This window comes from Bacteroidia bacterium, assembly GCA_027493955.1.
Classification (GTDB): domain Bacteria; phylum Bacteroidota; class Ignavibacteria; order SZUA-365; family SZUA-365; genus JAOSJT01.
Window position 1 is genome coordinate 4,675,051 of record JAOSJT010000001.1, and the last position, 12,827, is coordinate 4,687,877.

A 12,827-nucleotide genomic window follows, 5' to 3' on the forward strand; every position below is an offset into this window, starting at 1 on the left:
TTGCTATTATGGGCTTTTATGAACGTCAGTACCAGCGTGTTGAGTCGCTGAAGTTATCCTTCAAACTAAATGAAATTGATCAATTTTCGTGATACAACTCTGAAGGTGATGGTATGAACGATTTAGAAAATCCCAACTGCTGTGGTCCAAGCATAATCACAAGTTGGTACGATTTGCAAAAAATGAGTCCCGTTGATCCATTGGGGATTCTTGAAAATGCCATTTTGGATTCGACTGTGGGGCAGTTCGAATTCAGTACAACTTATATCGAACCAGGTACATGGACGCCAACCCCACTCACCATCTCGAATGAGCCTTTAGTTACAGCACTGGAATCGGACAATCAACTTAAGGTCGCCGATGCGAATATGTGGATGTTTAATCATAAACGATGGAATTCAAGCTCCGCGCTTGCAATTCCTTTGCGAAAAATACTCTTCCTGAGAGGAGTGCATGAGTGGCGGAATCGTTTGTATATCGATTTCGGAGGTACGCCTATCACAGCTGTCCAATTGTCGCTAATCACGAATGCCGCGACAAGGGGAGATCGACAAGGGACTACACCAGTGATTAGCTGGGCGGGCCTAAGTCTAACGGATGAACATACAATTGATCTTGTCTTCAGAACCTTTGGACAATTTGATATAGGAATATGGACATACGATGGAACGAATCATTCTATCTTCGAGTTGAAAATTATTGTTATGCCTTGATGCATCAATATGCATAATGACATGGAGGATGAGAATTCTTGCATAGTATGATTAAATAAATACTCAGAGCGAGCAAAATGGCAGCTATAAAGTGCTATAAGATAGGTACAGAACGTGAATGTACAAAGTGGATATATGAAACTGAATTCGCTACAGTGTTGACGGATCCTAAGCGGAAATTTGGTGTTTATCCGCCCATATACTGTTTAAAAGGAATCGATGGTGATGCCTCTGAGGAGGAAGTTATTCTAAACATTAAACGTTTGAAAAGCTTAGGATTCTCATACGTAGGCTTGGGATTAGAAGAATATTATGATTATAATCGAAACACCGTAACGAGTCTGGGTAAAGCATTAGAAAAGGCTGGGTATGAGACCGAGAATCTACAGCTTCACACTCATTGTGGTTCGCACGATATACGCGAAATTTGGAAAGTAAAAGGTGCCGTAAATATTCTACCACCTGGTCGACATTTTGATAGTATCTATATTGATGAACCATTGCGAAATAAAAACCAATGTAACCTAGATATTGTAGCAGTGCGAGCATTCGCAAATGAAGTATATAAGCTCGGTGAGAAATTTATTACGAGCGATTTTTATCTAGGTATCGGATCTGATCCCACTAATTTTGATGATCTTTCCAGCTTTTCAGATGGCCTTGCATATTCTAGATATACCAGAAATTGGGGATCCGAGGAACTGACGTCGGACTTTGCTAGATTATTGATTAATCCATTGAGCCTTCCTGGTACATTATTGTATCGCTTTTGCTATTCGAATCCAAAGGCATGTCTCCAGATTCATGATTGGTATCAATGGAGGGCGGATTTCAAAGATAAGAATCTAACAGGATGGATTAATGTCGCTTGTCACCCAGATCACTATACATGGCATACGCCTTGTAACAAGGATTATTTTGATACCTTGCTCTGTGAGGCACGTAAAATAGGTTTGGACAACGTTATGTTGTTTGGGGCTTATGATATTGACGTAGAGATTGCGCACCAGATTAGAAGCATGTTTCTACCTAGGCCAATTGGATCGTTCCCCGATCCTGAGATAAGTAAGTATTTACCTGAAATTCTAGTTTGCCTCCAAAAATTGAAAATGACACCTTGGGGATTGCTTGATGAATTCGCAGATGGAGTTTATAATGCCAACGTATTGCACGACAATTGCAGTGCATATAGGAAGCTGATTTGTGACGTATTTTGGAGAAGAGCCCAACAATATTCCGCAGCAGCTACTAGATGTGGATGGATTAAATCTACTTCTATCTCAACGGGAAAGGTAATAAAAACGTTGTATTGCATAAGCAGTGGCGGAGAAATTACTAACGGTAAAGAGATTATTGACTGTGCAAACTGCACTGAATGGTCCGAAATGAAGCCGAATATCACTGTTTGCGGCGTTTCTAAAAGGAAACCTGAAATAAACGACAAAGAATAGGTAATAAATTATGTTTAAATTATCGACAAGAAAAAAAATTTATATTGCATATTGCGTATATAAGATTCTGAGATTGTTTGGGGTCAAAAGACATAGAATTAAAGCAGTCAATGGTGTAAGATACAGTCTGGATTTGGCTGAAGGGATTGATTTATCGATATTCCTTTTTGGTGCTTTCCAGAAACATGTGTTGATAAATTCACTTGAGAGAGATGAAGAGCCGACATCGATAATTGACATTGGGGCTAATTCCGGAACAGTTAGTTTGTACTACGCCAACGAATATAATAATGCACGTATATATTCTTTTGAACCATCGACGTACGCACTGCAAAAATTTTCGAGGAACTTGGAATTAAATCCATCGCTGTCGAACCGCATCGTAGTTATCAAGGCTTTCGTTGGGGAAAATCAACAAAATGACTCCGGTTTTATCAGTTATGCTAGCTGGCCAGTTGATAGATTGGGTGGGAATCGACATCCCATACATATGGGGCAATCGTCTGAGGCTACAGATGATTATACCTCGATAGACAAATATTGTTCAGATAACTTAGTAACTAATACTCGCCTAATCAAAATCGATACCGACGGTTATGAGTATGAGGTTATCAGAGGAGCGTTAAATACAATAAAGGAAAATCGTCCAGTCATTATTTTCGAACTGTCGCTCTACGAACTTGAACGTCGAAATATAGATTTCAATGCACTTGTTGAGCCGCTGAAATCGCTGAATTACACTCTTGTAGATGCAAAAACAAGAAAGGAAATAAACAACGAGAATGTCAAGGGGTATGTCTCCAAGGGCGGTACAATTGATGTTTTAGCAACACCCATCTAATTCTACTGTGTTATAAAAATATTTCGTATATTGCGGCATCGAGAATACTCACGGAGCTCCGATGCCTTCACCTTCGACGCCCGAACAACGCTTTGATGCGTACATGAACCTGCTCACAGGAGTTATCGGACATGCGGATCGAGCGATTCCGTTGCGAAATTATTGCAGCGGATTGGTCTTGCCCGGCGAACGCAAGAGCGTCGAGCCGATGGCAGCCCGTATCGATCCGGAACATGTACCCCACCAACACCAGTCGATGCACCATTTTATCGCCGACGCCCCATGGAGCGATGACGCCGTCATGGAGGCGGTCCGAGACTATACTCTTCCAGCCATCGAGACGATGGAGCCGATTCAGGCATGGATCGTCGACGACACCGGGCTGCCGAAAAAAGGGAAGTACTCGGTAGATGTCGCCCGCCAGTACTGCGGGCGGCTTGGCAAGCAGGACAACTGTCAGGTCCTGGTAGCCGTGTCCGTCGCGCACTCGCAAGCGAGCCTTCCTGTCGCGTTTCGTCTGTATTTGCCGGAGTCCTGAGCGAGTGATCCTGAGCGACGACTCAAGTGCGGCGTCCCGGAACAGCTTTGGTTTCAGACGAAACCGACGATCGCGATGAGTTTGCTTGAAAAACTTGTCGATACCGACATCCCGCGCGGCGTGCTGCTCGCCGACGCCGGCTACGGAAACGATAGTCTGTTTCGCTATCAACTCAGTGCATTGGGTCTGCGCTACGCGGTGGGCGTTCAGTCGACGACGACGGTATCGGTGCGCGGTACAGCGAACGACCTCTGGCAAGGCATGCGAGACGTGGTTGTATCGGTTCTGGATCTGGCGGTTTCCGTCGGGGAACGTGCTTTTGAGGAAGTACGCTGGCGTGAAGGCAGTTCGGCCGTGCTGACATCGCGGTTCTGGGCGGTACGCGTCGTCAGTGCGCACCACGTTCCAGAGCGCGGAGGGCCGGCAGCGGAGGAATGGCTCCTTGTCGAATGGCCGGACGGCGCCGTCGAGCCGACGAAATTCTGGTTGGCGACGCTTCCCGAGGGCAGCACCTTGCGGCAATTGGTCCATATTGTGATGATGCGATGGCGTATCGAACGGGATTATGAGGAGTTGAAAAGCGAGATCGGACTCAACCATTTCGAAGGGAGGGGGTGGCGGGGGTTCCACCATCACGCGACCATGTGCATCGCGGCATACGCGTTTCTGGTCGCTGAACGCGGCCTTTTCCCCCCAGAAGAAGAATCCCGATGGAATCCGTTCCGGGCACCTGTCCTACCCGCAAATTACCGACCACGGGGAGCCGCCCGTACAGTGGTAGCGACACGTTGAATCTTCCATCGCGACAATGCGGGCAAGGATTATCGCGGTGCTTGTGCAGCGGCTCCCATGCTGTCCGGTGTGCAAGCGAAGAAAAGATCGCCACGCCGTTGACTCTCATGTGCATGGACCATGATGTTTATAACGCAGTAGAATTAACCGGCACAGCTATGAGTCTGCCCCTCAGGGCTGCTGTTAACGAATCAACGTGTGGCTCACACAGTACGGGAGGATCTCCGTTGCCCGTAGCTTTCGGGTTGGAAAGGTGCCTGGAATAAACTCCGTCGGGTTTCTTCGAGCGGGAGGATTATCCACAATCGGCGTCCATGGAGCATTATTCCGGTTCTCTCACGCGTGTCGCGGGATCCCGCTGTGCGCCGACGAATCATATCGACCACAAGCGCGACCACAATATCGCGCAACTACCTTCTTGCCAGCGTACTCCCTCGAATGAGTTTTCTCCCACGCCCTCGCCCGTCCCAGAACGGAGAAGACGTCTCACGCATCACTCCCATCGTTTCTCCTTACTCGCCGCGCAGACGAACCACTGTCGAAGATTCAGTGCCGACTACGTTTGGCATGCCCAAGGCGCTGAGTTGATGTTGGAGCATGCTATCGTCACCACAACCCGCATCGGCAAGCACAACGCCATGCGGGACGTTGGTATCGACGAGCGTGTCCAACAAGCTCATCGATTGCTTTGGAAGGGTCTGAAACCAGAGTTACTCGTATTCACCACAATTGCGCCGCCCTTCCGGACAACCCCAAGAATCGGTACGTGCAGACGAAACGCGACAGGATGACTCGCAAGGGTCATTTCCTGCGAGAAATTTCTTGTTGTACCATTGTTCCGGGACGTGTAGCGCGATATGTCCTGATTTTCGTAATATTCATGTTTGATTCTTTGTACCAACAACAATAAGTCGAGTGCATCGCATGGCCAAAGTACAGCAGAGGAAGCGCAAGGCGGCACAGCGGAAGAGCGTGTCCGAGGCAGAGCTTCCGCAGCGCATCAATTACATCATCCTGATCGCCGGCATCGGGATCAACATTCTCGGCATACTGATCATGATGTCGGGAGACGCCCTCAGCGCGAGCGCCGTCACCGTGGCGCCGGTCATTCTCTTCATCGGCTATTGCATTATCATTCCGCTTGGCATCATTTACAAGCAGAAGAGCCGACCGACCGACGAAACGGCGGCCTGACCGGGCGCCCAGGAATCCCACGAAGCATTCTTCATCAGCAATCGAAACAATATGAATTTCAATTTGTGGAATCGCGTCTTCGCCGGCATCGTGTTTCTGGCGTCGACCATCGTGTTTTTAATGACGGTCGCCCCGACGATTTCCTTCTGGGATTGCGGCGAGTTCATCACGGCGGCCGTCACCATGGGCGTGCCGCACCCTCCCGGCGCTCCGTTTTTCCAGCTTGTCGGCCGCATGTTCTCCCTGCTTCCGTTTTCGGATGATATGGGGTTCCGCGTAAATCTGCTGTCGGTGTTTTCGAGCTCGCTCTCGGTGCTCTTCACCTATCTGGTGTCGATCCGCCTGCTGCGTCAGTGGAAAGGCGAGCCCGCGACGGCGATTTCGGCGGTCACAATGATGTTGTCGGCGGCCATCGGCGCCCTCATCCTTTCCTGGAGCGATACGTTCTGGTTCAATGCTTCGGAAGCGGAAGTGTACGGCATCGGCATGTTCTTCATCACCGCGGTGGTGTGGATCGCGACCGAGTGGTATTTCAAGGCCGGCGTGTTCGACTCCGAGCGGTCACTGCTGCTCATCGCCTATCTGCTGGGTTTGAGCATCGGTGTGCACCTTTTGTCCCTGCTGGCGGTATTCTACGTTTTCGTCCTGATTTTCTTCCGCGACAGGCACAGCGACGATATAACCGCCCGCAGCATCGGTTTGGCGATGCTGGCCGCGGTCGGCGGCTTCGCCGTCATGTATCCCGGCATCGTAAAGTACATTCCGGCCATGCTGGGTGACGATTTCGCCCGCTATCTCTTCCTTCTCCTCGTCGCCGCATTGATTTTCATCGTCGCGGCGAAGAAACTGCATCCGCAGCTGCGCATGGTTGCGCTGGGTGCGCTGCTGGTCACGCTGGGATATTCCACGTACACCATCGTTCCGATACGCGCAGGCCAGCAACCCGCACTGAACGAGAACGCGCCTGAAACGCTGCAAGGTCTGTACAGCTATCTCAATCGCGAGCAGTACGGATCGTATCCGTTGATGAGCGGCTTCAACTATGACGACCGTTTGCGCAGCATCAATACCGATCAGAAAAAGTTTCTTCCGCGCCGCTGGAACCCCGAGTCTGTTTCACGCTACGCCAACTACAGTTCGGATTTTGAGTACTTCCTGAAATTCCAGCTCGGGCACATTTACATTCGGTACTTCCTCTGGAATTTCGTTGGCCGCGCGGGAGATATTCAGGAGGCGCCGGTCATCTGGTTCAGCGACCAGGGGGATTGGTCGGAAAGTCCCGGGTATCCCAACAAGTACTACGCCATCCCCTTCATCCTTGGCCTGCTCGGATTGTATTATCATTTCCGCAAGGACCTGCGCACCGGCATCGCGATGGGGACGCTGTTCTTCGTCATGGGTATCGGTCTCGTGCTCTACTTCAACATGTCCGAACCACAGGTGCGCGAGCGCGATTACTTCTTCGTGGGGTCCTTCCAGGTGTTCGCGCTCTGGGCGGGGCTGGGGGTGTACAGTATCGTGGAGTTCATACGGGAAAAAGCGACACGCAGCGAAGCCGTCGGGCTCGCGGTCGCGGTGCTGCTGCTGGTGGCCGCGCCGGTGAACATGCTGGCGAACAATTATCAGACGCATGACCGCAGTCTGAACTATGTGGCGTTCGACTACGCGTACAATCTGCTGCAGAGTTGCGATCAGGACGCCATCCTCTTCACCGGCGGCGACAACGATACCTTCCCGGTGTGGTATCTGCAGTACACTGCCGGTATCCGCCGCGATGTCCGTGTGGTGAATCTCAGCCTGCTCAACACCGCCTGGTACAGCAAACAGCTCAAGAACGAACGACCATACGGCGCGAAGACGGTGAACATCAGCTACTCCGACCAGGAGCTGGAAGCGATGATGCCGGTGCAATGGGACGGCCGCCAGATGACGGTGCCTATCGATCCGCAGCGCATCAACATCGAGTCGCTCAAAGAGATCCCCTTCGTCGCGCAAGGAGTGGAAATCCCGACGAGCATGAGCTTCTTCGTGCAACCCACGTATACCGACCCGCGCGGCGCAAAGGGGTTGCGTAATCAGGACATGCTTATCCTCGACATCCTGAACAACAACATCAACGAGCGCCCGATTTATTTCGCCACCAGTGTTGGCGGCAGTGATCAGATCGGTTTGGAAGAGCATCTCGTCGTGGAGGGCCTGGCCCGTCGCGTCGTGCCCTTCAAGTTCCCGTACCGGCAGGACCGCTATTACAGCGCGATGAATGCACCGCTGGTGAAGCGCCATCTCACCGAGATCCGCACAGAGCCCGTCGCCACGCGCGCCATCGGCTTCATGTTCCGCGAACTCAACAATCCGCATATCAACCTCGACGAGGCCAGCACGAAGATGACCTACTCGTTCCGCGTACTGTTCATGGCGTTGGGACAGGTGCTCATTCAGGATCATCGCGACAATGCCGGCGCGAAAGAAGTGCTCGCGAAGATGGACGAGGTGATTCCCGAGAAATATCATGAGTTCGAAGCCAGTCTGCGTACCGACCTTTCGAACATGTACCTGCTCATGCAGGACACCGCGGGCTACCTCCGCAACGCCGCGCCGCTCGAGGAATACTATCTGAATCTGCTCAAGGACAATCCGACCGGTCAGGGATTGCCGCGTTCGCCGCATCGCTTCCTGCTCGATCTGTATGAGTACGGCGGGCAGTATCAGAAGGGCATAGACTTCCTGCGCGAGACGCAGAAGCACATGAACGACCCCAGCCTCGAGCAGTACATCCGGATGTTCGAGGAGTTGAAAGCCAACGGTGGCCGCAGGCGACAAGCGGATACCACCGTCGCGATACAGCCGTAGGATCACAGAGATCACAGAGGGGTACAGAGAACACAGAGAAGATCTTTGTGTTCTCTGTGTTCCCTCTCCGCGTAATTGAGTGAGTTGATTATCACAAGGGGCTGAACATGCCACGCACACTGATTACCGGCGGAGCCGGCTTTTTGGGGAGTCACCTTTGCGAGCGCATGCTGGCGGAGGGACATGAAGTACTTTGCATGGACAATCTCATCACCGGGGATCTGGCGAATATTGATCATCTCTTCGGCAACCCCGGATTCCGCTTCGTCAAGTACGATGTGACGGAATTCGTGTACGTGGAGGGTGGCCTGGATTACATTCTCCACTTCGCATCGCCCGCCAGTCCGATCGACTATCTAAAGCTTCCGATACAGACGCTGAAGGTCGGCTCGTTGGGGACGCACAAGGCGCTCGGACTTGCGAAGGCCAAGAACGCGCGTTTCCTGCTGGCCTCCACCTCCGAGGTTTACGGCGATCCCGAAATTCATCCGCAGGTGGAGTCCTACTGGGGCAACGTCAACCCTGTGGGACCACGCGGCGTGTACGACGAGGCCAAGCGCTTTGCCGAGGCGATGACCATGGCTTATCACCGCTATCATGGAGTGGAGACGCGTATCGTCCGCATTTTCAATACCTACGGCGAGCGCATGCGCGTCAACGACGGCCGGGCGATTCCCGCCTTCATGTCACAGGCCATCCGCGGCGAGGATGTCACCGTGTTCGGCGACGGTATGCAGACACGCAGCGTATGCTACGTGTCGGATCTTGTGGAGGGGATATACCGCCTCCTCATGTCCGATTATTCCGATCCAGTCAACATCGGCAATCCCGACGAACTGACCATGCTGGATCTCGCGAAAGAGGTCATCGAAATCCTCGGCAGCCCCGTCAATATTGTGCATCGCGAACTTCCCGAGGACGACCCCAAAGTTCGTCAGCCGGACATCACGCTTGCGCGCACCTTGCTCGGCTGGGAGCCGGTGGTTGCGCGTCGCGAGGGATTGACGCGAACTGCGGAGTATTTCAGGAGGAAGCTGGGGTAGGGGATAGGGGTGAAAGGGTAGGATCGTAAAAAGGTGAAAAGGAAAAAAGGTAAAAAGGTAGAACCGAAGAGTAAAGAGGTTCCGGGCTTCTTGTTTGGCGGAGAAAATTAATAAAGAGGGTGGAGCCTGAAAACTCCGCCCTCGTTTCGCCTATACTGGATTTCTGCATCACATCGTAGGGGCCCGCAGCGGGAATTGAACCGGAAACGGTCGCGAAAATATCCTTACTGCGTATTCTGTTTATTCTGTGTGTTCTGCGTTCCGCTCCCACAGCGACACCGCGAGCGTCAGCGCTACGGGAAGAATCATGGTGAAGTACGATCCCCAGGCGACGAAGAAGGCGAAGGCCGCGACGATGTAGGCGAGCAGGACGATGAGCGCCATGTGCTCACGGGTGATGCTGCGGCGCTTGATAGCCTGAAAAGAGAACAGCGTTAGAACGAGGAGCAATGGAAGGTTCAGAATTCCGGACACAACGGCTTTGGAATATGAGCTGTCCCAGGGCGCAAAGAAGGCCAATGAACCGATGGCAAGGCGCTGAGGGATGCGCCAGGGACGCGCGAGCATGTCCTTCTTCGCCTCTTCCCACAGCACCGCATCGGCACGGGGATCCACCGCGCCGTAATACATCTCCTCGAATTCCTTGCCGGTCGCGCGGCGGTAGACGTCCGCCATCGGATAGTCGCCTCCGAAATATACGGCCTCGCCCTTCCAGTAATGATAGCCGTTGCCGGTGACGACGGGTATGGCCATGTCGAAGGTCCGCATGTTGCGCAGCGTCCACGGAGCGACGACAGTGGCGGTTATGACTACGAGCAGCAGGATGGCGAGCAGCCGTGTACGGAGCCGCAACGTGCGGAAGGACGCGGTAAGCGGCGCGATGAGCAGCGGCAGCAGCAAAAAAATGCCGTGCGTCAGCGCTCCGACGCCGCAGAGCAGTCCCGTCAGTGATGCCTGCGCGATAGGCCGGCGACGTATGCGCAACGCGGCAAGCGCGACGGCCACGAGCAGCAGCGCGGCCAGATTGATGAAGGTCGTCGTTTTACTGATGAAGATCAGATAGGGATGGAAGCCCGCCAGCAGCAGGGCGATGCGCTCCGCGCGCCGCGAGAGCCCCAGCTCACGGCCCAAGGTGCGCACGCCCAACAGCATGAGCAATGAGAGCAGCGCCGAGCCGAACATCCATACCATGTACCAATGCGAAGGCAGCCAGGCACCGAACAGCAGCAGCAGCAGCGCCTGTGCGGGGGGACGGTTATGCACGGGCGGAGCACCGGGATGAAACGCGTATTCGCCGGAAATCAGCAGCGTGCGGGCGATTTGAATGTAGCCGTCCGCGCCCGCCTCATACCAGGTTTCGCCTGCGACGGGCACATTCTCGGGCGGCGCGTTGACGAACAGTGCCCAGCCGATGCCGAAGAGGAGGCGCAATACCACGGCCACGGTTATGATGCGGACAGCCGGGAAGCGGTCTATCACATCGAAGAGTTTTTCGCGCAAAATCGCAGCAGTTGGATGTTTCATACGCGTGAGGAAAAACGATATCTGATCAGCGTCCAGATGGCTTCTACGCCATCGCGCCAGCGGATTTTCTTTCCTTCATGCTTTTTCCTCGGGAAGTAATCGATAGGCACTTCGATTATTGGGATGCCGCGGCGCAGCACCTTGGCGGTGACTTCGGGACAGAATTCGAAACGTGTGCAGACGAGCGGAATGCTCTTCAGCAGCGAAGCATCGAACACCTTGTAGCAGGTGGGTTCATCGGTGATGGCCGAGCCGTAGAGCAGATTGGTCAGCGAAGAGAGGAACTTGCCACCGGCGTAATATGCGACACCGGAGTGCGTGCGATTATTGCTGTTGCGTTCGCGTGAGCCGTACACGACCCGTGCCCTGCCGTCGAGAATCGGGGCGATCAGATCGGCGTAATTGTCCGGATTGTATTCCAGATCGGCGTCCTGAATGATGATGATGTCGCCGGTAGCCGCTGCGAGTCCCTTGCGGATGGCCGCGCCCTTGCCCTCGTTGCGTTCCGAGAGGATGACAGTGTGCTCCGCGGCATGCACGCGCAGGAGCTCGCGCGTGCCGTCGGTGGAGCCATCATCCACGATGACGATCTGTTTTTCCACTGCGCCGATATCAGCCGTTTCCACGCGCCGCAGCAGTTCGACGAGGGTGCCTTCTTCGTTGAAGCAGGGAATGATGATGGAGAGGCGGTGTGGCATGAACTGTTGTCGTGAACTGGAAAAACAATAAGATACGAACGTAACGGTAAAGGTGAAGCAACTCGAGAATCGTTAATCGGGAATCGAGAATCGGGAATCGGTCCGAGGCGGCGGGCATCGTTCATCGCTCGATATCTACACCCTTCAACCTTCACATTCAGTTTCACCATCACGTCGCTGTCACTCCCGAACCTCTTTACCCTTTACTCTTCACCCTTTACCTCCTCAGGTGTCGCCCTTCGGGCTCTTTTGCTATGACGAGTCACGCGTGCGACCCCCAACTTACGTTGGGGGTTAGAGGAAGTGTCGCCCTTCGGGCTCTTTTGCTATGACGAGTCACGCGTGTCGTCCCCCAACTTACGTTGGGGGTTAGAGGAAGTGTCGCCCTTCGGGCTCTTTTGCTATGACGAGTCACGCGTGTCGTCCCCCAACTTACGTTGGAGGTTAGAGGAAGTGTCGCCCTTCGGGCTCTTTTGCTATGACGAGTCACGCGTGCGACCCCCAACTTACGTTGGGGGTTAGAGGAAGTGTCGCCCTTCGGGCTCTTCTGCTATGACGAGTCACGCGTGCGACCCCCAACTGACGTTGGGGGTTAGAGGAAGTGTCGCCCTGCGGGCTCTTTTGCTATGACGAGTCACGCGTGTCGTCCCCCAACTTACGTTGGGGGTTAGAGGAAGTGTCGTCAGCCTCCGGCTGAGCTGGAGGTCGTGGCTAGGCGCGTGTCGTCCCCCAACTGACGTTGGGGGTTAGAGGAAGTGTCGTCAGCCTCCGGCTGAGCTGGAGGTCGTGGCTGGGCGCGTGTCGTCCCCCAACTTACGTTGGGGGTTAGAGGAAATGTCGCCCTTCGGGCTCTTTTGCTATGACGAGTCACGCGTGTCGTCCCCCAACTTACGTTGGGGGTTAGAGGAAGTGTCGCCCTTCGGGCTCTTTTGCTATGACGAGTCACGCGTGCGACCCCCAACTTACGTTGGGGGTTAGAGGAAGTGTCGCCCTTCGGGCTCTTCTGCTATGACGAGTCACGCGTGCGACCCCCAACTGACGTTGGGGGTTAGAGGAAGTGTCGCCCTTCGGGCTCTTTTGCTATGACGAGTCACGCGTGTCGTCCCCCAACTTACGTTGGGGGTTAGAGGAAGTGTCGTCAGCCTCAGGCTGAGCTGGGGGAGGTCGTGGCTAGGCGCGTGTC

At 53.5% G+C, this 12,827-nt stretch carries 8 protein-coding genes and 2 pseudogenes; 7 read left to right on the plus strand and 3 right to left on the minus strand.

The features are described 5' to 3' along the window. Nucleotides 1-113 precede the first annotated feature (113 nt). The 4 genes and pseudogenes from M5R41_17765 (at nt 114) to M5R41_17780 (ending at nt 4,335) form a co-directional block, all read left to right on the plus strand. Nucleotides 114-713 carry a hypothetical protein gene (locus M5R41_17765; GenBank protein ID MCZ7558251.1) on the plus strand — a complete coding sequence of 200 codons (600 nt, stop codon included), beginning with the start codon at nt 114-116 and terminating at the stop codon, nt 711-713. A 77-nt stretch (nt 714-790) separates the two neighbouring features. Continuing rightward, nucleotides 791-2,164, plus strand: a complete 1,374-nt coding sequence (locus M5R41_17770) for a hypothetical protein (protein ID MCZ7558252.1) — start codon at nt 791-793, stop codon at nt 2,162-2,164. A 10-nt stretch (nt 2,165-2,174) separates the two neighbouring features. Then, the gene (locus tag M5R41_17775; GenBank protein ID MCZ7558253.1) at nt 2,175-3,005 is read left to right on the plus strand and encodes an FkbM family methyltransferase; all 831 of its coding nucleotides are present in this window, start codon (nt 2,175-2,177) and stop codon (nt 3,003-3,005) included. Between the two features lie 61 nt (nt 3,006-3,066). Continuing rightward, nucleotides 3,067-4,335 (plus strand): annotated as a pseudogene (locus tag M5R41_17780) (IS701 family transposase). A gap of 512 nt (nt 4,336-4,847) precedes the next feature. Here the strand turns inward: M5R41_17780 and M5R41_17785 are convergent. Further along, a pseudogene (locus tag M5R41_17785) lies at nt 4,848-5,024 on the minus strand (transposase). Nucleotides 5,025-5,259: 235 nt separating this feature from the next. Here M5R41_17785 and M5R41_17790 point away from each other — a divergent pair. The 3 genes from M5R41_17790 to M5R41_17800 all read left to right on the plus strand — a co-directional run bounded on the left by M5R41_17790 (nt 5,260) and on the right by M5R41_17800 (nt 9,422). Then, complete coding sequence (locus M5R41_17790) at nt 5,260-5,529, plus strand: hypothetical protein (GenBank protein MCZ7558254.1); 270 nt, start codon at nt 5,260-5,262, stop codon at nt 5,527-5,529. Between the two features lie 51 nt (nt 5,530-5,580). Next, the gene (locus tag M5R41_17795; GenBank protein MCZ7558255.1) at nt 5,581-8,379 is read left to right on the plus strand and encodes a DUF2723 domain-containing protein; all 2,799 of its coding nucleotides are present in this window, start codon (nt 5,581-5,583) and stop codon (nt 8,377-8,379) included. A gap of 107 nt (nt 8,380-8,486) precedes the next feature. Then, entirely contained in the window at nt 8,487-9,422 is a 936-nt protein-coding gene (locus M5R41_17800) for an SDR family oxidoreductase (GenBank protein ID MCZ7558256.1), read from the plus strand. A 240-nt stretch (nt 9,423-9,662) separates the two neighbouring features. Here M5R41_17800 and M5R41_17805 read toward each other — a convergent pair whose 3' ends face one another. Both M5R41_17805 and M5R41_17810 read right to left on the minus strand, forming a co-directional pair. Next, on the minus strand, nt 9,663-10,946 hold the full coding sequence (locus M5R41_17805) for a hypothetical protein (protein MCZ7558257.1): 1,284 nt from the start codon (nt 10,944-10,946) through the stop codon (nt 9,663-9,665). Further along, nucleotides 10,943-11,644, minus strand: coding sequence for a glycosyltransferase family 2 protein (locus tag M5R41_17810; GenBank protein MCZ7558258.1), 702 nt, complete (start codon nt 11,642-11,644; stop codon nt 10,943-10,945). The genes M5R41_17805 and M5R41_17810 overlap by 4 nt, the downstream gene beginning before the upstream one ends. Nucleotides 11,645-12,827: the final 1,183 nt, after the last annotated feature.

Bases quoted from the DNA above. Each gene is read 5' to 3' on its own strand.
- M5R41_17765 (MCZ7558251.1), top strand. From the start codon at position 114: ATGAACGATTTAGAAAATCCCAACTGCTGTGGTCCAAGCATAATCACA.
- M5R41_17770 (MCZ7558252.1), top strand. From the start codon at position 791: ATGGCAGCTATAAAGTGCTATAAGATAGGTACAGAACGTGAATGTACA.
- M5R41_17775 (MCZ7558253.1), top strand. From the start codon at position 2,175: ATGTTTAAATTATCGACAAGAAAAAAAATTTATATTGCATATTGCGTA.
- M5R41_17790 (MCZ7558254.1), top strand. From the start codon at position 5,260: ATGGCCAAAGTACAGCAGAGGAAGCGCAAGGCGGCACAGCGGAAGAGC.
- M5R41_17795 (MCZ7558255.1), top strand. From the start codon at position 5,581: ATGAATTTCAATTTGTGGAATCGCGTCTTCGCCGGCATCGTGTTTCTG.
- M5R41_17800 (MCZ7558256.1), top strand. From the start codon at position 8,487: ATGCCACGCACACTGATTACCGGCGGAGCCGGCTTTTTGGGGAGTCAC.
- M5R41_17805 (MCZ7558257.1), bottom strand. From the start codon at position 10,946: ATGAAACATCCAACTGCTGCGATTTTGCGCGAAAAACTCTTCGATGTG.
- M5R41_17810 (MCZ7558258.1), bottom strand. From the start codon at position 11,644: ATGCCACACCGCCTCTCCATCATCATTCCCTGCTTCAACGAAGAAGGC.